This window comes from Gordonia sp. NPDC062954 (assembly GCF_044543825.1).
Taxonomy (GTDB): Bacteria; Actinomycetota; Actinomycetes; order Mycobacteriales; family Mycobacteriaceae; genus Gordonia; species Gordonia tangerina.
In genome coordinates this window covers 83601-105394 of the sequence record NZ_JBITWL010000010.1, presented here as the reverse complement: position 1 = coordinate 105394, position 21794 = coordinate 83601, and the positions used below count along the sequence as shown (strand labels likewise).

At 67.0% G+C, this 21794-nt stretch carries 18 protein-coding genes, 1 tRNA gene and 1 other RNA gene; 11 read left to right on the top strand and 9 right to left on the bottom strand.

Annotated features, from left to right (window positions below; translation table 11 throughout):
• The first annotated feature begins 71 nt into the window (after positions 1-71).
• The 4 genes from ACIGKQ_RS12140 (at position 72) to ACIGKQ_RS12125 (ending at position 6711) form a co-directional block, all read left to right on the top strand.
• A complete protein-coding gene (locus tag ACIGKQ_RS12140) occupies positions 72-2462 on the top strand; it encodes a phosphoketolase (protein WP_396573779.1) in 2391 nt (796 codons plus the stop codon).
• 96 nt (positions 2463-2558) lie between these two features.
• Positions 2559-4388 (top strand): Na+/H+ antiporter NhaA, encoded by a 1830-nt coding sequence (nhaA, locus tag ACIGKQ_RS12135; RefSeq protein ID WP_396573856.1) that lies wholly within the window; start codon positions 2559-2561, stop codon positions 4386-4388.
• A gap of 229 nt (positions 4389-4617) precedes the next feature.
• Positions 4618-5919 (top strand): TrpB-like pyridoxal phosphate-dependent enzyme, encoded by a 1302-nt coding sequence (locus ACIGKQ_RS12130; RefSeq protein ID WP_396573778.1) that lies wholly within the window; start codon positions 4618-4620, stop codon positions 5917-5919.
• A 63-nt stretch (positions 5920-5982) separates the two neighbouring features.
• Positions 5983-6711: a DUF429 domain-containing protein gene (locus tag ACIGKQ_RS12125; protein ID WP_396573776.1), complete on the top strand. Its 729-nt coding sequence runs from the start codon at positions 5983-5985 to the stop codon at positions 6709-6711.
• Positions 6712-6884: 173 nt separating this feature from the next.
• Here ACIGKQ_RS12125 and ACIGKQ_RS12120 read toward each other — a convergent pair whose 3' ends face one another.
• From ACIGKQ_RS12120 to ACIGKQ_RS12105, 4 genes are all read right to left on the bottom strand, one after another.
• Positions 6885-7457, bottom strand: coding sequence for a GNAT family N-acetyltransferase (locus ACIGKQ_RS12120; RefSeq protein WP_396573775.1), 573 nt, complete (start codon positions 7455-7457; stop codon positions 6885-6887).
• A 64-nt stretch (positions 7458-7521) separates the two neighbouring features.
• On the bottom strand, positions 7522-8481 hold the full coding sequence (locus tag ACIGKQ_RS12115; protein WP_396573773.1) for an NAD(P)-dependent alcohol dehydrogenase: 960 nt from the start codon (positions 8479-8481) through the stop codon (positions 7522-7524).
• 123 nt (positions 8482-8604) lie between these two features.
• Positions 8605-9429, bottom strand: coding sequence for an alpha/beta hydrolase (locus ACIGKQ_RS12110; RefSeq protein ID WP_328715705.1), 825 nt, complete (start codon positions 9427-9429; stop codon positions 8605-8607).
• 118 nt (positions 9430-9547) lie between these two features.
• Positions 9548-10534, bottom strand: a complete 987-nt coding sequence (locus tag ACIGKQ_RS12105; protein ID WP_396573771.1) for a GlxA family transcriptional regulator — start codon at positions 10532-10534, stop codon at positions 9548-9550.
• Positions 10535-10596: 62 nt separating this feature from the next.
• On the opposite strand from ACIGKQ_RS12105, the gene ACIGKQ_RS12100 reads away from it, so the two are divergent.
• Positions 10597-10818: a hypothetical protein gene (locus ACIGKQ_RS12100; protein WP_235721684.1), complete on the top strand. Its 222-nt coding sequence runs from the start codon at positions 10597-10599 to the stop codon at positions 10816-10818.
• A 473-nt stretch (positions 10819-11291) separates the two neighbouring features.
• Here the strand turns inward: ACIGKQ_RS12100 and ACIGKQ_RS12095 are convergent, their stop codons facing one another.
• From ACIGKQ_RS12095 to ACIGKQ_RS12080, 4 genes are all read right to left on the bottom strand, one after another.
• A complete protein-coding gene (locus ACIGKQ_RS12095) occupies positions 11292-12683 on the bottom strand; it encodes an acyl-CoA synthetase (RefSeq protein WP_396573769.1) in 1392 nt (463 codons plus the stop codon).
• Between the two features lie 198 nt (positions 12684-12881).
• On the bottom strand, positions 12882-13721 hold the full coding sequence (locus ACIGKQ_RS12090) for an NmrA/HSCARG family protein (protein WP_396573768.1): 840 nt from the start codon (positions 13719-13721) through the stop codon (positions 12882-12884).
• A gap of 109 nt (positions 13722-13830) precedes the next feature.
• Positions 13831-14130, bottom strand: coding sequence for a CopG family ribbon-helix-helix protein (locus ACIGKQ_RS12085; protein WP_235721687.1), 300 nt, complete (start codon positions 14128-14130; stop codon positions 13831-13833).
• A 13-nt stretch (positions 14131-14143) separates the two neighbouring features.
• Positions 14144-14440, bottom strand: coding sequence for a hypothetical protein (locus ACIGKQ_RS12080; RefSeq protein WP_235721688.1), 297 nt, complete (start codon positions 14438-14440; stop codon positions 14144-14146).
• A gap of 778 nt (positions 14441-15218) precedes the next feature.
• Between ACIGKQ_RS12080 and ACIGKQ_RS12075 the strand changes: the two genes are divergently transcribed.
• Entirely contained in the window at positions 15219-15800 is a 582-nt protein-coding gene (locus ACIGKQ_RS12075; RefSeq protein ID WP_235721689.1) for a hypothetical protein, read from the top strand.
• 74 nt (positions 15801-15874) lie between these two features.
• Here ACIGKQ_RS12075 and ACIGKQ_RS12070 read toward each other — a convergent pair.
• Positions 15875-15963 (bottom strand) — tRNA-Ser (locus ACIGKQ_RS12070).
• Between the two features lie 106 nt (positions 15964-16069).
• Here ACIGKQ_RS12070 and ffs point away from each other — a divergent pair.
• The 5 genes from ffs to ACIGKQ_RS12045 all read left to right on the top strand — a co-directional run bounded on the left by ffs (position 16070) and on the right by ACIGKQ_RS12045 (position 21757).
• Positions 16070-16164, top strand: an RNA gene (ffs, locus tag ACIGKQ_RS12065) — signal recognition particle sRNA small type.
• Between the two features lie 64 nt (positions 16165-16228).
• The gene (locus ACIGKQ_RS12060; protein ID WP_396573765.1) at positions 16229-17506 is read left to right on the top strand and encodes an aminotransferase class I/II-fold pyridoxal phosphate-dependent enzyme; all 1278 of its coding nucleotides are present in this window, start codon (positions 16229-16231) and stop codon (positions 17504-17506) included.
• A 48-nt stretch (positions 17507-17554) separates the two neighbouring features.
• Positions 17555-18865: a glycosyltransferase 87 family protein gene (locus tag ACIGKQ_RS12055; RefSeq protein ID WP_396573763.1), complete on the top strand. Its 1311-nt coding sequence runs from the start codon at positions 17555-17557 to the stop codon at positions 18863-18865.
• Positions 18866-18877: 12 nt separating this feature from the next.
• On the top strand, positions 18878-19324 hold the full coding sequence (locus ACIGKQ_RS12050; RefSeq protein ID WP_396573761.1) for a hypothetical protein: 447 nt from the start codon (positions 18878-18880) through the stop codon (positions 19322-19324).
• Positions 19325-19375: 51 nt separating this feature from the next.
• A complete protein-coding gene (locus ACIGKQ_RS12045; RefSeq protein WP_396573760.1) occupies positions 19376-21757 on the top strand; it encodes a DNA polymerase III subunit gamma and tau in 2382 nt (793 codons plus the stop codon).
• Positions 21758-21794 lie beyond the last annotated feature (37 nt).

Sequence of the window (21794 nt, the reverse complement as noted above, 5' to 3'; positions counted from 1 at the left end):
GGGGAGTCCGTCTGGCACGATGGAGACGGCAAGGGAACGAGGCCACATCCGGTAGCACCGAAGGGGTCCTGATGACCGCTGCCCGAACCGCCGACCACACCTACGACGACGCCGACCTGTCCGCCGATCTGCGGTGGTGGGACGCGGCCAACTACCTCACCGCTGCGCAGATCTATTTGCAGGACAACGTGTTACTGCGCGAACCGCTGACCGTCGAGCACATCAAACCGCGACTGCTCGGGCACTGGGGTACCAGTCCGGGGTTGTCCGCGATCTACGTCGTGCTCAATCGGGTGATCCGCGAGACCGACACGGACTGGCTCTACATCACCGGACCGGGCCACGGCGGTCCGGCGCTGGTGGCCAACACCTACCTCGAGGGCACCTACACCGACATCTATCCGCACGTCACTCTCGACGAACGCGGCGTGCGCCGCCTGTGCCGCCAGTTCTCCACGCCCGGAGGCATTCCCAGCCATGTGAGCGTGCCGACACCCGGCAGTATCCATGAGGGTGGTGAACTCGGCTACGCCCTGGTGCACGCGGCCGGCGCCGCCTTCGACCATCCGGACCTGGTGGTGGCATGTGTCATCGGCGACGGCGAGGCCGAGACCGGTCCACTCGCGGGGTCATGGAAGCTCCCGGCCTTCCTCAACGCCGAACGCGACGGTGCGGTCCTGCCCATCCTGCATCTCAACGGCGCAAAGATCGCCGCCCCCACCGTGTTCGGCCGAAGCGACGACGCCGACATCGCCGACTTCCTCGGCGGCCAGGGCTGGGCGCCGGTATTCGTCGAGGGCGACGACCCACGCGCGGTGTTCGGCGACTTGAAAGCCGCCATAGATCACTCCCACCGTCTGATTCGCGAGATCCAGGTAGCCGCGCGGGACGGCGGTCGCGCTGACGACATCCGATGGCCGGCCATCGTGTTGCGCACCCCCAAGGGGTGGACAGGACCGTCCGAAGTAGACGGACGTCGCATCGAGGGCACCCATTGGGCGCATCAGGTACCGCTGTCCGGGGTGCGCGACAACCCCGAACACCTGCGCCAACTGGAGAGCTGGCTCCGGTCTTATCGGCCCGAGGATCTCTTTGACGACACCGGTGCGGTGGTCGAGGACATCCGAGTTCTCGCGCCCGCCGGTGATCGTCGGCTCGGCGCGACGCCATACGCCAACGGCGGCCGCCTGCTGACCCCGCTGAAACTGCCGCCCATCGCGCGCTATGCCGTCGACGTCGACAAACCCGGTGCCACCATCCATCCCACCACCACCGTCCTCGGCGAATACATGCGCGACATCTACACGGAGAACACCACCCCGGACGGCGGCGGCACCTTCCGGTTGTTCTGTCCGGACGAGACCGCCAGCAACAAACTCGACGCCGTGTTCGACGTGACCGACCGCTGCTGGCAGCTGCCCACCACCGAGTTCGACGACGACCTCTCGTCGTCGGGGCGGGTGATGGAGGTGCTCAGCGAGCATCTGTGCCAGGGCTGGCTGGAGGGCTATCTGCTCACCGGCCGGCATGGGCTGTTCGCCACCTACGAGGCGTTCGCGATGATCAGTGCGTCGATGGTCATCCAGCACACCAAGTGGCTACAGCACGCGTCGCACCTGAGCTGGCGTGAACCGGTGGCGTCGCTGAACATCCTGTTGACGTCGACATGCTGGCGCAACGACCACAACGGGTTCTCCCATCAGGGGCCCGGCCTGATCGACGCGGTGATGCCACTTGCACCCGACGTGGTGCGGATCTGGTTGCCGCCGGACTCCAACTCGTTGCTGTCGATCGCCGAGCACTGTTTCCGAAGCCGCGACCACGTGAACCTGTTGGTCGTCGACAAACAGCCCCACCTGCAGTACCTGTCGATCGAGGAGGCCGGGGAGCAGGCGGCGGCCGGCGCGTCGATCTGGGACTGGGCCGGAACCGAAGGGGACAGCGGCGATGACCCCGACATCGTGCTCGCCGGCGCCGGTGACGTGCCCACCCAGGAGATCCTCGCGGCGGCGCAACTGCTGCGGGAATGGGTGCCCTACCTGCGGGTAAGGGTCGTCAACGTGATGGATCTGATGGCCCTGCTGTCGCAGGCCGACCATCCGCACGGGATGACCGACGACGACTTCGCCGACCTGTTCACCGAGGACGGACACGTGGTGGTCGCCTTCCACGGTTACGCCCGCGCAGTGCATCAGCTGTTGCACGGCCGGCCCGACGCCGATCGATTCCACGTGCGTGGGTTCGCTGAGCAGGGCACCACCACCACACCGTTCGACATGGTGGTGCTCAACAAGATGAGCCGCTACCACCTCGTGCTCGAGGCGCTGCGCCGGGCGCGGCGCGTGCCCGAACGCAGCGAGGAGCTCGCCGAGCACTGCCGTGGCCAACTGGCGCGCCACCACGAATACGTCCGCGAGCACTTCGAGGACCTCCCGGAGATCCGGGACTGGACCTGGGCCTGAGCTCCCGTCGGGAATGCGCGACGTCCCGACGTTGTCGATGATGATCGGGTGTGACGCCGACTCGGCCGTCATCGGTGTGAAGGGAGTGGCGCGGTGGTGGTGGTGCGAACGCGGCGGTTGAGCGACTGGTTGCGGACCGAGACCGGCAGCGCCGCGCTGCTCGTCGCAGTCACGATCGCGGCGCTGATCTGGGCAAACCTGCCGTCGGACAGTTACGCCGAGCTGTGGCACACCGAGGTGGGCCTGAGCTTCGGGGCCCACGGCGTCGACATGTCATTGCAGCACTGGATCAACGACGGCCTGATGGTGCTGTTCTTCTTCGTCATCGGGCTCGAGGTGCGCCAGGAGTTCTCCGTCGGATCGTTGCGCGACCGCCGCCGGGCGATGGTGCCGTTGGTCGCCGGGGTGTCCGGTGTGGTGGTGCCGGCCGTGATCTACCTGCTGATCGCCGGACGCGATGCCGCCGACGGCTGGGGCGTGGTGGTCGGCACCGACACGGCGTTCCTGTTGGGTGCGCTGGCCATCCTGGGTCCGCGGCTGTCGAATCAGCTGCGAGTGTTTCTGCTGACGTTGACCGTCGTGGACGATTTCCTCGCGGTGTCGATCATCGGCGTGGTGTATTCCGACGACCTCGATGTGGTCGCGTTGTTGATCGCCGTCGCCGGTCTGGTCGGGTTGTGGTTGCTGTCGCGCACCACGGTCTGGCGTAGCGCGCCGTACGTGACGCTGGTGGTGGTGGTGTGGGCGGCAACGCTGGCCTCAGGTGTGCATCCGTCGCTGGCCGGGATGGCGGCCGGTCTGCTGGTGCCGGCGGCTGCGACGGAACGCGACCACGTCGAATCGGCGAAGGCGCTGTTCCGCGACTACTGGCAGTCACCAGAGGCCGGGGTGGCGCGTACCGCGCGCAGTGGGTTGGCCCGGTCGATCTCGGTCAACCAGCGACTGCACGACGTGCTGCGTGCCCCGGTCTCGTTGTTCGTGGTGCCGGTGTTCGCGCTGGCCAACGCGGGCATCGCGCTCGGCGGGGGAGTGCTCACCGACGCGCTGGCCTCGACCATCACCTGGGGCGTCGTCGCGGGATTGGTGCTCGGCAAGTTCCTCGGCATCTCGCTGGGCGCGTGGCTGGCGGTGCGCGCCGGACTCGGCCGGCTGCCCGAAGGCGTCGGGCGGGGCAGTCTGTTGGGCGGCTCGGCGCTGGCCGGGATCGGATTCACCGTGTCCCTGCTGATCGTCGGGCTGGCGTTCACCGACACCACGCAGGCGGCGGAGGCCACCGTGGGTGTGCTGATCGCGATGGTTTGTGCGGCCGCGCTGGGCTGGCTGATCTTCACCCGGGCCCGCGTCAAATGGGGTGAGACGACCGCCGATCTGCCCATCACCCTCGAGCCGCCGGTGGATCCCGAGGTCGACCATGTCCGCGGACCGGTCGACGCCCCGCTCACCGTGGTCGAGTTCATGGATTTCGAATGTCCGTTCTGTGCGAAGACCACCGGCATGTGGAACGACGTACACGCGCACTTCGGCGACGAGGTCCGTTACATCGTGCGGCACCTGCCGATCTACGAGTATCACCCACACGCCTACCTCGCGGCACTCGCCGCAGAGGCCGCCGGCAAGCAGGGCAGGTTCTGGGAGATGCACGATCTGCTGTTCGCGAACCAAGCCGAACTGTCTTCCGAGCATCTGGTTGGCTATGCCGAGCAGCTCGACTTGGATGTGAGCCGGTTTGTGCTCGACCTCGAGAGCTCCGAACTCGCCGGGCGGATTAGCGACGATGAGCGCAGCGCAGAGGCGAGCGGTGCCCGTGGGACCCCGACCTTCTTCCTCAACGGACGGCGCCACCGCGGCCCGCACGACGCCCGCACCGTGATCGCGGCGCTCGAGGAGAATCGCGACGCACAGTCGGCGGCGCGGCGTCGGTCGTAGTCGGTGCCCCTCCTTCCTGCCCACAGGGGTTGTCAGGGTCCGGGCTGGACGCCACGACCCGATCCACCGTGTCCGGCGGGATCACCGCTGAGCCTGCCCGGATGGATTATGCAGCCGAAGTCCCTGAGCGGTGATGCTCGCGGACACGCGGGCGGGTGTGCCGCGTCCGGACCGGGTTCGGGCTCGATGGCATACGACCCAGCTCACGCCGCCCGCTATGGTGACCTGCATGACGATGAACGTGGACGCCACCAACCCGGAACTGGTCACCGTTGGGGTGCCCACGCACTGGTACAACCTCGCGGCAGAACTGGGGACCCCGATCCCGCCGCATCTGCATCCGGGCACCAAGGAGCCGGTGGGCCCCGAGGACCTCGCTGCCCTGTTCCCGGCCGGGTTGATCGCGCAGGAGGTCTCGACCGAGCCCTACATCGAGATCCCCGAACCGGTGCGGGAGATCTATCGGATGTGGCGGCCGTCGCCGCTGATCCGGGCGCGGCGGTTCGAGGAGGCGCTCAACACCAAGGCGCACATCTACGTCAAGTACGAGGGCGTCAGCCCCGTCGGTAGTCACAAGACCAATTCGGCCGTCGCGCAGGCGTACTACAACAGCGTCGACGGCGTGCAGAAGCTCACCACCGAGACCGGCGCCGGGCAGTGGGGCAGTGCGCTCGCCTTCGCCGGCGCCCAGTTCGGCATCGACATCGAGGTGTGGCAGGTCCGCGCGTCCTATGACTCCAAGCCGTATCGCGGTCACCTCATCCGCACCTACGGGGGCACCTTGCACCCCTCGCCGTCGGATTTGACCGAGTCGGGTCGCGCGATGCTGGCGAAGGATCCGAACACCACCGGCAGCCTGGGCATGGCGGTCAGCGAGGCGGTCGAGGTGGCCGCCGCCGATCCGGACACCCGCTACGCGCTGGGCAGCGTGCTCAACCACGTGGTGCTACATCAGAGTGTCATCGGCGTGGAAGCAGTCGAGCAGCTCAACGCGGTCGAGGACGGCGGCGCCGACGTCGTGTTCGGTTGTGCCGGTGGCGGTTCGAACTTGGCTGGACTTTCGTTCCCGTTCCTGCGGGAGAAGATCCACGGTCGGTCCAACCCGCGCATCGTCGCGGCTGAGCCCGCCGCGTGCCCGTCGATCACCCAAGGCGAGTACCGCTACGACCACGGCGACGTCGCCGGCCTGACCCCGCTGCTCAAGATGCACACCCTCGGTATGGATTTCGTACCCGACCCGATCCATGCCGGCGGACTGCGTTACCACGGCATGGCGCCTGCGCTCAGTCACACCGTGGAGCTCGGTCTGGTGGAGGGCGTGGCGATCAGCCAGCACGATGCGTTCAGTGCGGGTGTGCAGTTCGCGCGGTCGCAGGGCATCGTGCCTGCGCCGGAGTCGACGCATGCGATTGCCGCGTGCGCCGCCCACGTCGCCAACAGCGACAAGGAGGAGGTCGTGGTGATCGGGCTGTCGGGCCATGGTCAGCTCGACCTGCCGGCCTACGCGGAATTCCTCGACGGGAAGTTCTGACGACCCTTCGCAACTTGATCCCTGAGGAGCGAGCTTGCGAGCGTCACGAAGGGTCATCGCCTGATGCGCACCGTCGGAATCGATCTCGCCGCATCGCCGGTACGCACGGCGGTCGCGGTCATCGAGTGGGCCGACGGGACCGCGCGACTCGTAGAGCTGACGATGCCGGCCGACGATGCACGGATTCGCGAACTCGTCGCGGGCGCTGAACGCATCGGCATCGACGCGCCGTTCGGTTGGCCCGATGCGTTCGTCGATCTCGTTGTGGCACAACATAACGGCAAGCTCTCCGCCGGACGTGGGCTCGACGACATCGATCGCCGGCGGCCGCTGGCCTATCGTCGGACCGACCGGGTTGTCGCGGAGGCGAAACTCGGCAACCCGCTGAGCGTCTCGGCCGACCAGATCGCTCATGTCGCCTTCCGCTGCGTCGGACTGCTGGCCGACCTGGGCATCGCCGACCGTGTCGACGGCTGGGCGGTGGAGGCGTATCCGGCTGCGGCGCTGAAACACTGGGGGTTGACGCATCGCGGATACAAAGGTGTCGCGCGTCGCGATGTACTCGCGGTGTCGTACGAGTCGCTGGTCGCGCGGGCCCCGTGGTTGGACCTGAGTGGTCACCGTGAGTTGCTCATGTCCGATGACAACGCCTTCGACGCGGTGATCACCGCGCTGATCGCGCGGGCCGCGGCGCTGGGGCGTACTCGGCTCCCGGATGGCGCGGACCTCGAGGTGGCGGCGCGGGAGGGATGGATCCACGTGCCGGAGTGCGCTTTGGGCGAGCTGGCGTGACGAGGTGGGTTCGGGTTGCCTGGTCTCGATACGCTTCCTCGGCTGGCGCCTCGGACGCTACTCGACCAGCAGTGAAGTGCGCTTCGTCGGCTGGTGCCTCGGACGCTGGTCGACCAGCGATGGGTTGCGGTGAGGCAACCCGCGATGGGTTGCGGAGTTCTCGTTGGATGCGACTACCGGAGGTCGAGTCGCATCAGGACTCGCGGGAAGCGGTTGAGGACCGAGTCGGTGTCTGCCGCCCACTCGAAACCGCCGTCCTCGAACAGCTTCCGCGTTCCCACGTACGCCATCGTGAGATCCACCTTCGCACCGCGGTTGTCCACCGGATAGCCCTCGACGGCCGGTGCGCCGTGGTCGCGGGCGAAGCCGACGGCCCCGGCCAACAGTGCGTGGGAGATGCCCTGTTTGCGATGGCCGGGCCGCACCCGGATGCACCACACCGACCACACGTCGAGATCGTCGACGTGGGGGATCTTGCGGTTGCCGGCGAAAGTGGTGTCGGCGCGTGGGGCGACCGCCGCCCACCCGACCACGTCGTCACCGTCATAGGCGAGCACACCCGGGGCGAGTTTTCGTCGACACAACTTCCGCACGTACTCGCCGCGCTCCTCGCGCGCGAGCTCCTGGTTGAGCTTGTTCGGTATGCGGTAGCTCAGACACCAACAAACGTTGGCGTCCGGGCGTTTGGGTCCGATGACCGCGCGGACATCGGCGAAACGGGTTGCCGGGCGGACCTCGATGGGCATGGGTTCCACCATGGTCGGGTCGGGAGCGGAGCGCAAGGTCGGTTGCACAGGGTCGAAGGCGATCTCAGATCGACACCGCCAGTTTTCCGCGCACCTGCCCTTCGGTGAGGTAATCCATCGCCTTCGCGGCCTCGGACAGCGTGAACGTCCGGTCCAGGGTGGGGCGCAGCGTGCCGGCCTCGACCATCGACCTCAGCACGGCCAGGTCGTCGGCGCTCTCCTTGGCGATGATGCCGACCAACCGGTGCTTGACGAACGGCGACAGCAGCATCGCGCCGAGCTGACGTTGGATGCCGCCCAACAGGTCTCCACCGCCTTCGCCGCCGACGATGACGAGGGTGCCGCGCGAGGTCAGCAGGCGTCGCAGGGCCGAGACTTCTCGATTGCCCGCGATGTCGAGGATGACGTCGAATGGGCCGGCGGAAGCGTCGATGTCGTCGCGGGTGTAGTCGATCACCTGCGCAGCGCCCAACGACCGCACCCATTCGGATTTCGGACCGCTGGCCACGGCCACCACGTCGGCGCCGAACGCCGCGGCGATCTGCACGGCATACGAACCGACACCGCCGGATGCGCCGATCACCAGCACGCGATTCCCCGAGATCACCCGACCCGCGTCACGAACGGCCTGCAGCGCGGTCAGTCCCGACACCGGAAGTACCGCAGCCTCCTCGAAGGAGACGCCGGCGGGCTTGCGACCTAGGCGCTTGACCGGCACCACCGCGTACTCGGCCATCGACCCGCCCGCCGTACCGATCACCTCGTCGCCCACCGACCAGGCGTCCACGTCCGGGCCGACCTCGGCGACGACTCCGGCCAGGTCACGGCCGGGCACCGGCCACCGGGGGCGTCGCAGGCCGAGACCGAGGCGTGCGACGTAGGGCGTGCCCGTCATGAGGTGCCAGGTGCCGCGGTCGAGGCCGGCGGCATGCACCCGCACCAGGACCTCGTCCCGTTTCGGTACGGGTCGATCGACCTCACCCAGGCGCAGACAGTCGCTGGTGCCGTATTCGTGCTGGGTCATGGCCCTCATCGTCGCTCCAAGCTTACGCTGTAAGTCGATGGGTCAACGGTACGGCGTGCGCGCTGAAAGGGTCAAGGGCTGGCAACGGGACGACGCGAAGGTGGGCCCGGTCCGAGGTCTGCATCAGCTGCGGAAGAACTCCAAAAAGTCGGCGTTGATGGTGTCCGCCTCCGTCGTCGGCATTCCGTGCGGGAATCCCGGATAGGTCTTCAGTGTGGCGTTCGGCAAGAACTCCGCGGATCGCACCCCGGCGTCCTGGTAGGGCACGACCTGATCGTCCTCCCCGTGCAACACCAGCACCGGGATCTCGATCTTCTCGAGATCCGGGGTGAAATCGGTCTGCGAGAACGCCACCACCCCGTCGTAGTGCGCTTTCGCACCGCCCATCATGCCCTGGCGCCACCAGTTGGCGATGACGCCCTGTGACGGCTGCGCACCCTCGCGGTTGTATCCGTAGAACGGTCCGGCGGCGAACTCCCAGAAGAAGTCGGCACGACGCTGCGCGACCTGCTGCTGGATATCGTCGAACACTTCCTTCGGCAGTCCGTCGGGGTTGCTGTCGGTCTTGACCATGATCGGGGGCACCGCGCTGATCAGCACCGCTTTGGCGGCGCGGTCGACGCCGTGCCGGGCCAGATAACGTGCGATCTCGCCACCGCCGGTGGAATGTCCGACGTGAATCGCGTCGCGCAGGTCCAGGTGCTCGACGACGGCACGCATGTCGTCGGCGTAGTGGTCCATGTCGTGGCCGTCGGCGACCTGGGTGGAGCGACCGTGCCCTCGACGGTCATGGGCGACGACCCGATACCCGTGCTCGACGAAGAACATCATCTGTGCATCCCAGTCGTCCGACGACAACGGCCAGCCGTGACTGAACACGACGGGCTGTCCGGAACCCCAGTCCTTGTAGAAGATCTCGACGCCGTCCGAGGTGGTGACCGTGGGCATGGCAGTGCTCCTTCGCGAGAGGTAGTGGTCTTTTGACCAGCGCATTCAGTGTGCGCCCGCTACGTCCTCCGCGGTCCCACTCGCTGCGCCACAAACACCCCCATTTGCGACCTCCGGATCACCCGGCGACTGCCCGGGTGGATGAGAAGCGTCGCTGGTACTTGCGTGGGGACACCCCGATGCGGGCGACGAAGGCGCGTCGCATGACCTCGGCGCTGCCGTAGCCGGCGGCGTGCGCTGCTGCGCTCACGGTGAACCCGGCGTGCAGTTTGTCGCGGGCGACCGCGAAGCGGGCGTCGGCGATGTAGCCGGCCGGGGTGGTGCCCAACTCCTCGCGAAAGAGTCGGGTCAGTTGTCGCGCGCTGACATTGACGTGTCGGGCGAGACTCGCGACCGTGTGCGGGACATGCAGGTTCGCGTGGATGTGGTCGGTGGCGCGACGTACCAGACCGGTGCGCGGAGCGGTGCCGGCAAGTGACGCGGAGAACTGCGATTGTCCGCCACCTCGTTGCATGTAGACCAGTAGGCCCTGCGCAGTCCGCCGAGCGACCTCGGCACCGTGATCCGCCTCGACGAGGGCCAGACTCAGGTCGATTCCGGCGACCACACCCGCCGAACTGTAGAGGTCACCGTCGCGGACGTAGATCGCGTCGCGGTCCACCCGCACCGCGGGGAAGCGGTGTGCGAGGTCGGCGGTGAACTTCCAGTGCGTCGTCGCCGACCGGCCGTCCAGTAGCCCGGCCTGGGCGAGCACAAACGAACCGGTGCACACCGACGCGAGGCGGCGAGTGCGTCCGGCGAGGTCGGAGACCGCGGCGATCAATTCCGGCGTCACGAACAACGGCGGCGCGATCTCGCTGCCCGCGATCATCACGGTGTCGAACCTTCCCGACCCTGTCACCGCGGCAGTGCTGACGCGCACGCCGATCGACGTCGTCACGTCACCACCCGCCGGAGACATGACGACGACCTCGTAGTCACCACCGAACTGGTTGGCCTCCACGAACACCTCTGCGGGTCCGGAGAAGTCGAGCATCTTCACGCCGTCGAAGACGACGATCCCGATTCGGCGGTGGGTGCGCGTGCGGGGGAGGACACTCTCCATGAGGCGAATCTATGTCCTCGGTGACGTGAATGCCGTGATGAACGGGATCGTTAGGTGAGCCCGTGAGTGTCAGCACAGTCACGGATCGCGACGTGACGGTCGTTGAGGTGGCGCCACGCGACGGCTTGCAGAACGAGTCGTTGTCGTTGTCGACCGACGAGAAGCTCGAGCTGGTGCGTCACGCGGTCGGTTTCGGTGTGCGCAACGTCGAGGTCATGAGCTTCGCGCTCCCGAAGAAGTGCCGGCGATGGCCGACGCGGAGGATGTGGTCGGCGGATCCGTAACGCCGACGGCGTCACCTACGGCGCGCTGATCCTCAACGAACGCGGACTCGACCTAGCCCTCGTCGCCGAGGTCAATGCGTCGTCTACTGCACCGACACCTTCAGCAGTCGCACCCGTGGGCTCGACACCGACCTGTGCGCGCGGCTGGTGACTGGCTCGAAACCAGGTTCGGTAGGCGACTGCCGTCCTAGGTCTTGCGCGCGGGCGGGTTCCCCGTGCCGTCGGCGTCGAGCCGACCAGATCCCCTCTGATCTCGCTGGAGGAGTTGGCGATACCTGGGGGACGAGTGATCCACCGCCGGCGTTCCACGCTGAAAACCGCCCATCCCGAAAAGCGCCCCAGACATGCACCCGCTCCAGGCGACTCATCGACATAATGCCGACGGCCGCCTTGGGCGAGGGTGTTTTTCTGGGGCACTTTTGTGGAACGGGCGGGATCGGCGGCGGAAGCGGTCGGGGGCGATGGCGCTTGTGTCAGTCGAGGAGTTTCTTCTGCACCTTGCCCATGGCGTTGCGCGGCAGCCCGTCGACGAACCGGATCTCGCGGGGCCGCTTGTGATTGGAGAGTTCGGTGGTGACGTGGTCGATCAGTTCGCTGTCGGGAACCCGGGAGCCGACCACATAGGCCACGATCCGCTGGCCCAGGTCGTCGTCCGGAACGCCGATCACCGCGACCTCGTCGACGGCCGGATGTCCGAGCAGGACGGTCTCGATTTCGCCGGCGCCGATCCGGTAGCCGCCCGACTTGATCAGGTCGGTGGCCCGGCGGCCGACGATGCGGTGCATCCCGTCCGGGTCGATGACGGCGACGTCGCCGGTGGCGAAAAACCCGTCATCAAGCCAGGATTCGGCACTCTTCTCCGGCTGATTGAGGTACCCCGACGACATCATCGGCCCGCGCACGTGCAGGTCGCCGACGGTTTCGCCGTCATGCGGAAGGTCGTTGTCGCCCTCTCGGATTCGGGTGTCGACCCCGGCCAGTGGCAACCCGACCCAGCCGGGGCGGCGTTCTCCGTCGGCGCGGGTACTGACGGTGATCATCGTCTCGGTCATGCCGTAGCGTTCGACGATCTCGTGGCCGGTCAACGACCGGATGCTCTCGAACACCGGCACCGGCAGCGGGGCGCTGCCCGACACGAGCAGACGGGCCGACGAAAGGTGTTGTGCCGCCGACTCGTCATTGGCCACACGGGTCCACACGGTGGGCACGCCGAAGAACATTGTGGCGCCATCGTCGATGGCCGCAGCGTACTTCTCCGGGGCGGGCTTCACCGTGTGGATCAGCCGCCCGCCGCGACGCAGCGGCCCCAGCACGCCGAGGATCAGACCGTGCACGTGAAACAGTGGAAGTCCGTGTGCCAGCGCATCATCGGAGGTCCACCGCCAGGCGTCGGCGAGTGCGTCGAGTCCGGCGGCGATGGCCCGCCGCGAGATCGGCACACCCTTGGGCAGGCCGGTGGTGCCAGAGGTGTACAGGATCAGGGCCGTCGAGGACTCGGGCGGCTCGGGGTGGCGATGCCATGAACGCGCATAGCGGCGGACCGGGATCACCGGCAACGTGGCATCGTCGGGGGCTGCACCGAGCCAGGCCTGCGCACAGGAATCGGTGAGGATGTGGTCGAGCTCGCGTGCCCCGGAATCCGGCGGAACCGGGACCGCGGCGACCCCGGCGATGAGACAGCCGACGATCGCGAGAATCGTGTCCGGTGTCGGCCGGGCCAGGACGGCAAGAGTGTGCGCGCCGCCGATGCGTTCGGCCACCGCGGTGGCTGCTCCGACGAGATCTTCGCGGGACAGTCGGTCGTCGCCCACCACGATCGCATCGGACAGATCGGCAGCGGCGGGAGTCAGCGTCGGAAACAGCACGCTGCCAGTTTCCCAGACGACGGTTTCCCAGACGACGATTGGCCGACGGCGACGACGGCCTGATACGGTGATGGCACGTTCACGCGATGCTGTAACTCGCTTGTTGAACCAGAGGCCGGGTGATTACAGAAGCCCCCGGTCTTGTCCAAACTTCCAGTTTCGGGCCCGCGCACTGTGGTGTGTCGGGCCCGAACTGTGTCATGTCCCGAACTGGATCGCCGCCCACTCGGCGAACGACTGCCACCCGACGGCCGGGAAGCGGTGATGGAGCGCCGGGATGTCTACCTGGTAACCCTCCCGGCTCAGGAAACCGAACATCGCGCTCATGTCGGGCGACGAGATCCGTTCCGGATCATACGATTCCGCGTTCACCTCGCGTGTCAACACCGACGACAGTGCGGCGGCCATCTGATCGGGGGTCAGCGAATCGGAGGCGATGTCGATGCGTTCGTCGACGTGGCTCGTCGGGTCGCGAAACAGCTCGACGACGAACCTACCGAGATCCCGGCGGGAGAGCTGCTGCAACGGTGTGTCCGCGGGCATCGCGATGGGCAGGATGCCGGCGGCGGTCAGGGCGTCGACGCTGCCGAGCAGGTTGTCGTAGAAGTACGTCGGACCCACGGTCGTGTGCGGGATACCGCTGTCGCCGAGCGCCTGCTCGACGCGGTATTTGCTCTCGAAGTGCGGCACGCCGGTGCCGCGGTCGGCGCTGGCCACCGAGGAAAAGACGAGGTAAGGCACGCCGGCGAGGCGGGCGGCGTCGATGATCGCGGTGCCCTGGGTGATCTCCGCATCAACCCCTGTCTCGAACGGCGTGGTCAGCGCGAAGACGCCGGTGGCCCCGACGAACGCGTCCAAGAGGCCGTCGCCGCTGACCATGTCGCCGGTCACCAACTCGATGCCGCGGGTGCTGAGCTCCTGCGCGCGTTTGGACTCGAGATCACGCACCACGGCCCGCACCGGTAGGTCCGCTTCGAGGAGTTCGGCGGCCACCGCACCACCCTGACCGCCGGTTGCGCCGAGCACTACGTAGGTCATGAGTTCACGCTACCCGGGCCCGTCGGGGCCGTAACGGTATCAGCGTGGCTGTCCGCTGGCGAACCAGATGAACACCGACGTGTTCGCCAGCTGGGACTGTCGTCGCCTGCTACGACGCGGCGCGGTGACGGTCGACGTACTCTGCGACCGCCCGACGAATGATTTCGGCGGGTTTGACGTGCTCGGCGTCAGCCAGCTGGACCATCGCTTCCCGCAGATCCTCGGGTAGGCGGACGGAGGTTGTTGGGGTTTTACCCTTGGACGCGGTGCCCTTCGGTGGCCGGCCGTGGCGGAGAACGGCCAGGTCTGCGACTTCGACGTCCCCGACTACCTCCTCCGCCGTGGGCGCGTTCATGGCGTAGTCGTCGGCCATCGCGGCGTAGTCATCGTCAGTCAGCTTGCGGCCCATGGATTCTCTCCTCTCACGATCGCTGTGTTCCGTAACTCGGAACGACAAGATGTTCGATGCCGAGGTTGGTGACCAGGCTCTTGCGCAGCATCATCGCGTGGAATGCGACAGCGATCACCGGGTCGACGATATCGACGATGACCTCGATGAACGGGCCGCGCTCGACAGCCGGTCCAATGTGGAGGACCGGGCGAGTTCCCACGCGACGGGCGGTCAAGACGACACGTAGTGCCGGGTATTCAACCACGGCGCGGATCTCATCATCGGCGATCCCGTGCTGCCGGGCGCTGGGCGTGATCTCGATCCGCACATCAGAAGTGTACTGCACTTTCTATGTAGTGCAATACACTTTTTAGATCAACTGTCAGCATCGGGGTCGCCGAGACCTTCGCGGGCCGAAACGTCACCGCCGGCAGATCGCGGGAATTCACACGCGATCTGCCGGCGGTGATACCCGAAAGTGTTCCCTTCCGGTGCGGCAAGTCGTTGACCTGACGTTTTCGGCGGAGGATGGGGGATTCGAACCCCTGAAAGTGGAGATACGTTGTGATGCGTTTGGGTGCAGAAATAGCGTTTGACCATCACGTTTTAGATCGCCGGACGACATCTAGGTACACCTACATGCGGCCAGATGCATCGGCGGCGATGCATCGTTCGATCAACCAAGCCGGGGCCTCGAGTGGCCGCGCGTCGGCGGCCGGGGACCTCGACAGGCAGGGACCGCGACGGCCAGGGACTCGACGGGCCGGGCACCGCGACGCCGAGATCTCGACGGCCAGTCACCACGACGAGGTGTCTAGGAGGTGGCGGGGCCCGCGGCGAGGCGGCGCGGAAGGCGATCTCTGACCTACCTGCGATAAGGCTGCATGACCTGAGACATACTCACGCAAGTCTGCTCCTGTCGCTCGGTGTACCTGTCGAGGTCGTATCGGGGCGACTTGGGCGCGTCCGAAACAATTACGTTGGACGTTTACTCGCATGTACTGCCCGGTCAAGGTCGAGCGGCGTCTGAGTTGCTCGCTTACGCTGTCAGGTCGGCCGGGGCTGCTGGCGCAGTCGTGGTCCGCAATGAGGTGGAATAGTCGCCAATGGAACCGACAGCTATTGCCGCGACCGCTGCTGTGGTATCTGCCGCCGCTGCATGGGGAGCGCTGGCTAGCAGCGCGCATCGCGCGAAGAAGGATTGGCAACGCGACACCACACTGCGTTCGGCTGTCCACGTGTTGCAGCTATGTCAGCGCCGACACAATCGTGAGCACGAGTTGTTTGACGACAAGGAACTCACGGTCGATGAGGTTGACGTTGCCTACTCGGAACTACACGCGATTACGGACGAAGTCGAAAGGGAGTTGATCTCCGTGAGGCTGATCGCCGATCGAAATGTCGTGGACGCCATGGACGCGGTGTACAACCTGATGATTGAGCTCGATTTTCATGTGACCGATTTTCGCCGTGACCTGTGGCGGCTGTCGAAGCCGTCCCCGCTTGCGCCGATCGAAGAGACGCCGCGACGGCCGTACGTGGGTGCGATGTTCTGCCTGAGTTCGCTCCTCAATGGAACCACTGTGGACCGGCGTCTCAGCGATGCCGTGGACGTGTATGTCACTTCCTGGTGGCAACGCATGGATCGGCGGGCGCGTGCGTGGCAAGCGAAACTTCTGTTGGGCTGATGCACAAATCGATGTATGGAGATCGAAAAACCGCCCGCTACTGGCGTTAATGCAGGTAGCAGGCGGTTCTTCCGTGGCGGAGGATAGGGGATTCGAACCCCTGAGGGCTATTAACCCAACCCGCGTTCCAGGCGAGCGCCATAGGCCACTAGGCGAATCCTCCACCGGGGATGATAGCGGCCAAGGGGGGTGCAACCCAAAATCGGCCGGGCAGCGACGTCGTCGGTGACCGGTTTGTCTGGCGAGGGGTCCCTCCCGCTACACTGGTCGGCGGATCCCGCGCGGCGTGCATCCTGTGAACTCCCCCAGGGCCGGAAGGCAGCAAGGGTCAACGGGCTCTCTCGGGTGCGCGGGGTCCCCATAGAAATCTCGAGACGAGCACCTGAGGCGCCGCCCACCGATGCCGGTGTCACGGAGAGGTCCCCGCGTTGAATTACCACTCGATGAGTGCCGACCAACTTCGCGAAACCCAATCCGACCTGCGAAAGCTCTACGACGCGCTGTGCGCGGCAGGTCTTTCGCTCGACCTCACCCGCGGCAAGCCGGCGCCCGAGCAGCTCGATTTGTCCAACGGTTTGCTGGCGCTGCCCGGTGACGAATACCGCGACGCCGCCGGCACCGACACCCGTAACTACGGCGGCATCGTCGGGCTGCCCGAGATCCGGCAGATCTTCGGCGAGCTGTTCGCCGTCGATCCCGACAACCTGATGGCGCTCGGCAACGCGAGCCTCGAGGTGATGCACGACCTCACCGTGTTCTCGCTACTGCGCGGAACGGTGGACTCGGACCGGCCGTGGAAGGACCAGAAGGTCAAATTCCTGTGTCCGGTCCCCGGATACGACCGGCACTTCGCGATCACCGAGACCTACGGCATCGAGATGGTCCCGGTGCCGATGCTGCCCGACGGCCCCGACGTCGACGCGTGCGCGGCGCTGACCGCCGACGACCCGTCCATCAAGGGCATGTGGGCAGTGCCCACCTACTCCAACCCGACGGGCGTCACGTTCAGCGAGGAGGTCACCCGCCGGCTCCTGGAGATGCCCGCCGCCGACGACTTCCGCATCTACTGGGACAACGCCTACGCGGTGCACACCCTGGTCGAGGCGCCTCCGACGCCGCTGCCGATTTTGGAGATGGCGGCGGCCGCCGGACACCCGAACCGCGTGTTCGTGCTCGGCTCGACGTCGAAGGTCACCTTCGCCGGTGCCGGCGTCTCCTTCTTCGGTGCATCCACCGAGAACCTCGACTGGTTCAAGAAACACCTGGCGATCAAGACGATCGGCCCGGACAAGGTCAACCAGCTGCGGCACATCAGGTTCTTCGGCGACGCCGACGGCGTGCGCGCGCACATGGCCAAGCACCGCGAGATCCTGGCACCCAAGTTCCGGATGGTGCTCGACATCCTCGACGATCGGCTCGCCGACTCGATGGTCGCGGCATGGTCGGAGCCCGAGGGCGGCTACTTCGTCAACCTCGACGTCATCGACGGCACCGCGCGGCGGGTGATCGAACTCGCCAAGCAGGCCGGGATCGCGCTGACCGCGGCGGGCTCGGCGTTCCCGTACAAGCAGGACCCGAACGACCGCAACATCCGGCTTGCGCCGACGTTCCCGACCACCGACGACCTGGCCAAGGCCATGGACGGCGTGGCCACCTGCGTGCTGCTCGCCGCCACCGAGTCATTGCTCGCGTCCAGCGATTCCTGACCCCACGAATCCCGACTGGACCGCGATGTTCTCGAAAACCCGCGAGGAGTGAAGCGACACCGGCCGGCATTGATCGCCGTCGGCTCCGTGCTCATCGGCCTTCTCGCCCTGTGGTTGCAGGACGTGATCGTCCCCTACACCACCCCTTTCTGGGGCTTGTTCGACAACCAGCTCGACCTCGACGTGTACTTGTCCGGCGCACGCACGGTGCTCGACGGCAACAGCCTCTACGACGCCAAACTGCTCGGACAGATGGACTACACGTACGCGCCGATCTCGATCCTGCTGTTCACCCCGTTCACCTGGATCTCGTTCGAGGCGGCGCGGATCGTCTGGTCGGTCGGCATCGTCGTCGCGCTGTACCTGGTGATCATGCTCAGCTTCAAGAGCCTCGGGCGGAGCCCGACGTGGCCGTTGCGGGTGATCGCGCTGTCGCTGGTCGCGGTGGCATTGCTGTTGGAGCCGGTACGCACCACCGTCTGGTACGGACAGATCAACGTCTTCCTGATGCTGCTCATCGTCGCCGACCTCACTCGAGGAGAAGAGGCACGGCTGCGCGGGGTGGGCACTGGTATCGCCGCAGGCATCAAGCTGACCCCGCTGATCTTTGTGCTGTACCTGGCGGTGTTGCGCCAGTGGCGGTCGATGGCCGGGGTGCTGATCGGCTTCTTCGGCACGATGATCGTCGGGTTCGCCGTGCTGCCCCGCGAATCGTGGGTGTACTGGACGGGCACGATGTTCGACTCCGACCGGGTCGGGGCGCCGCAGACCGTCGGTAACCAGTCGATCCGCGGGTGGCTGGCCAATCTGTTGCACTCCGACGACCCGAACATCCTGCTCTGGGGGTTTCTGGCGGCGGGGGCGCTCGCGTTGGGCATGTACGCCGCGACGCTCGCGCACCGGCACGGGCAGGAGTTGCTCGCCGTGACGGTGGTGGGGATGACCGCGTGCGCGATCTCCCCGATGTCGTGGGGCCACCACTGGGTGTGGTTCGTCCCGCTCGCGGTGATCGGGCTGCATTTGTTGGCCACTCCCGGCCGCGGCGTCGTGGTGTACGCGCTGACGGCCGCCGGGCTGATCTCGATGCTGTTGATCGCCTTCTCCTGGCGCACCTACCTGGCCCATCCAATCTGGTTCGTCAACCGCACGGTGCCCGACGCCTATCTGATCGGGCTGTTCTTCAAACACGGGATCGACTGGCTGGAGTGGTTCACGGTCTACCCCTACAACGCGATCTTCCTGGGGACGGTGATCGCGACCATCGTTGTCTTACGGTCCGGTGACGACTCGGCGACAACGGTGGCGACGGCACCGTCGGAGACGCCACAATCCGTGCAGGGGCCACCTGTGGGGGAGTGAGGAGCACCGCGCATGGGATGCCGTGCATGGGTGGTCGCGTGCACGACGTCCGCAGTCGCGGCCGGGTTGATCGCGGGGACGGCGCCTGCGCAGGCCGGCGTGCGGACCCAGCCGATCGGGCAACACTGCTGGGGGCCGAGCCCACACATCCTCGACATCCCGTTCTATGGCGGTGCGAGTGTCCGGACCGACGCCCGCCGGCCCGGGGTGTTCGCTGTGTGGGGCCACAGTGCGTCGCTGAGCTCCTACCCGGTTGACACCTGGGTCACCATCACCCACTTACCCACGGGACATACGGAAACCTTCCATCGCCGCTGGTCGGCGCGCCTCGCCGATCGCCCCGGCTATCGCATCGACAACCTGCACGCCAGCGGGCCGCTGACGATCCGGATCCGGTCGGTGACCCACGGGCCGGTCCCGCTACCGGCGCTGACGTGCAGTGGTTCGGCGGTCGCCTGAGCCTGTGGGGGAGCGCGCCCGGGTGTCGGGCTGCGCCGGTACTCTCGTCACGTGGCTCTGTATCGCACCTATCGCCCGGCTTCCTTCGCCGACGTCGTGGGCCAGGAGCACGTCACCGATCCGTTGAGTCGTGCGCTCGACGGGGGACGTATCAACCATGCCTACCTCTTCTCCGGCCCGCGCGGGTGCGGTAAGACGTCGTCGGCGCGCATCCTCGCCCGCTCGCTCAACTGCGTGCACGGACCCACGTCGACACCGTGCGGGGAGTGCGATTCCTGTGTGGCGTTGGCCCCAGGTGGCCCCGGCAATCTGGATGTGATCGAGCTCGACGCCGCCAGTCACGGCGGCGTCGACGACACGCGCGAGCTCCGGGATCGCGCCTTCTACGCGCCCTCGGAGTCGCGGTATCGCGTGTTCATCGTCGACGAGGCGCACATGGTCACCAACGCGGGATTCAACGCGCTGCTCAAGATCGTGGAGGAACCGCCCGAGCACCTCATCTTCGTGTTCGCGACCACCGAGCCCGAGAAGGTGCTGCCCACCATCCGGTCGCGTACACACCATTACCCGTTCCGGCTGCTGGCGCCTCCGGTGATGCGCAACCTGCTGGAAAAGATCTGTGCCAGTGAGAATGTGGTGGTCGCCCAGGATGTGTATCCGCTCGTCATCCGCGCTGGTGGCGGCTCACCGCGTGACTCGCTGAGCATCCTCGACCAGTTGCTCGCCGGCGCGGGTGACGAAGGTGTGACCTACGAGCGGGCGCTGGCTCTGCTGGGTGTCACCGACATCGCGCTGATCGACGAGGCCATCGACGCGCTCGCCGACGCGAATGGTGCGGCGTTGTTCGGCACGGTGGAGAAGGTTGTCGACGCCGGCCACGACCCGCGTCGATTCGCCGTCGACCTGCTCGAACGGTTGCGTGATCTGATTCTGCTGCAAGCTGTTCCGGATGCGGCCGAGCGCGGACTGGTCGAGGCGCCCGGTGACCAACTCGCCCGGATGCAGCGTCAGATCGAGGTACTCGGCCCGGCATCGCTGACCCGGTTCGCCGAGACGGCGCATGCCGCGCTCGGGGAGATGCGAGGTACGACGTCGCCACGTCTGCTGCTCGAGGTCATGTGTGCGCGGATGCTGCTGCCCGCCGCGTCCAGCGCGGACACGGCACTGCTGCAGCGCCTCGAACGTCTGGAATCGGGGGTGGTAGCGACGGGTGGCAGTGCCACGCCGACAACCCCTTCCGGCGGAACGTCGGCGCCGGCCGCGCCGACGGATGCCGAGTCGGCGCCCAAGTATGTGCGGCCCTCGCAGCGTAAGGCCGCCGAGGAGGCAGCGGCAGCGCGCGCCGCGCATGAGGACACCTCGCCAGCAGCTTCGGCCACCGATGATCCGCCTGCGCTGACGCCCGAGACGCCGGTTGCCGACGATTCGCCACCGGCGGCAGACCCCGCGCCGACTGAACCCGTGAGGGCGGAGCCGTCGGCCGCCACGCAGACCCCGGAACCGGTGGATCCGTTGTCCCCGGAAGCGGTTGCGCCGCAGGTGCAGAGCCCGCCGTCGGGCGCGCCGGACGTGTCCGTGCCGACCACGCCCGATACGGCGTGCGCCGAACCGACACCACCAGCGCCGGAATCGACGTCGGCGACCCCGACGCCGCCCGTGCGCCCGGTTCCCACTCCGCCCAACCCGACATCCCCGCGTCCGCCGGCACGGACTGCGGCGCAGTCGGAGGCGCCGCCGCAGGCGACGTCATCGGCCGACGACGACATTCCATTGCCCGACGAACCGACCGACGACGACATGGCCCCGCCACCGGACTTCGACGAGCCGGTACCTGCGGCCGTCGACGAGCCTGCGCAAGAGCAGGATTCTGGGTTGACCGTCGCCGATGTCGAGGCCCGCTGGTCGGATATCCGGGCCGCCGCCCGCGGTATCACGCCGGTGCTGGAGGTGATGCTGTCGGGTGCGTCGATCGCCGGTGTGGACGGCACCACCGTGGTGTTCGGCCACGCCACCGAGATGCTCGTCGGGCGGCTGAGCAACGAACACGCGGGCAACCTGCGGGCGGCCGTGCAGCAGGTGTTCGGGCCGTCGGCCGACGCGCGATGTGTGCACTCGACCGGACAACCGGCCGCTCAGGCCGCGGTGCAGCGCGGCCGGGCCGACCGGTCGGCGGCACAGGCCGCACCGAAACGACCGACCTATTCACGGCCGAGTCGTGGGCGAGATCAGACGGCATCGCCGGCCGCAACCCCGGAGCCGGCACCAGAGCCCGAGGAGCCTGAGCCGCCACGGGCGGATGAGGAACTGACCGACGCCGAACGTGACGAGATGGTCGCTGACGCCCGCACCGGTTCGCCGGAGCGGCGCCTCGACCCCGACCAGGTCGCGCTGGAACTGCTCAAGTCCGAACTCGGTGCGCGGCCGTTGGAATGACCACGGATCCGTAGTACGAACCGGCCAAAAAAACGCG

Excerpts from the sequence above, each read along its gene's own strand:
- ACIGKQ_RS12110 (WP_328715705.1), bottom strand. The coding sequence starts at position 9,429 with ATGCCCACGGTCACCACCTCGGACGGCGTCGAGATCTTCTACAAGGAC.
- ACIGKQ_RS12120 (WP_396573775.1), bottom strand. The coding sequence starts at position 7,457 with ATGCCCATCGAGGTCCGCCCGGCAACCCGTTTCGCCGATGTCCGCGCG.
- ACIGKQ_RS12105 (WP_396573771.1), bottom strand. The coding sequence starts at position 10,534 with ATGGAGAGTGTCCTCCCCCGCACGCGCACCCACCGCCGAATCGGGATC.
- ACIGKQ_RS12115 (WP_396573773.1), bottom strand. The coding sequence starts at position 8,481 with ATGACCCAGCACGAATACGGCACCAGCGACTGTCTGCGCCTGGGTGAG.
- ACIGKQ_RS12075 (WP_235721689.1), top strand. The coding sequence starts at position 15,219 with ATGGAACCGACAGCTATTGCCGCGACCGCTGCTGTGGTATCTGCCGCC.
- ACIGKQ_RS12130 (WP_396573778.1), top strand. The coding sequence starts at position 4,618 with ATGACGATGAACGTGGACGCCACCAACCCGGAACTGGTCACCGTTGGG.
- ACIGKQ_RS12090 (WP_396573768.1), bottom strand. The coding sequence starts at position 13,721 with ATGACCTACGTAGTGCTCGGCGCAACCGGCGGTCAGGGTGGTGCGGTG.
- ACIGKQ_RS12050 (WP_396573761.1), top strand. The coding sequence starts at position 18,878 with ATGGGATGCCGTGCATGGGTGGTCGCGTGCACGACGTCCGCAGTCGCG.
- ACIGKQ_RS12085 (WP_235721687.1), bottom strand. The coding sequence starts at position 14,130 with ATGGGCCGCAAGCTGACTGACGATGACTACGCCGCGATGGCCGACGAC.
- ACIGKQ_RS12140 (WP_396573779.1), top strand. The coding sequence starts at position 72 with ATGACCGCTGCCCGAACCGCCGACCACACCTACGACGACGCCGACCTG.
- ACIGKQ_RS12125 (WP_396573776.1), top strand. The coding sequence starts at position 5,983 with ATGCGCACCGTCGGAATCGATCTCGCCGCATCGCCGGTACGCACGGCG.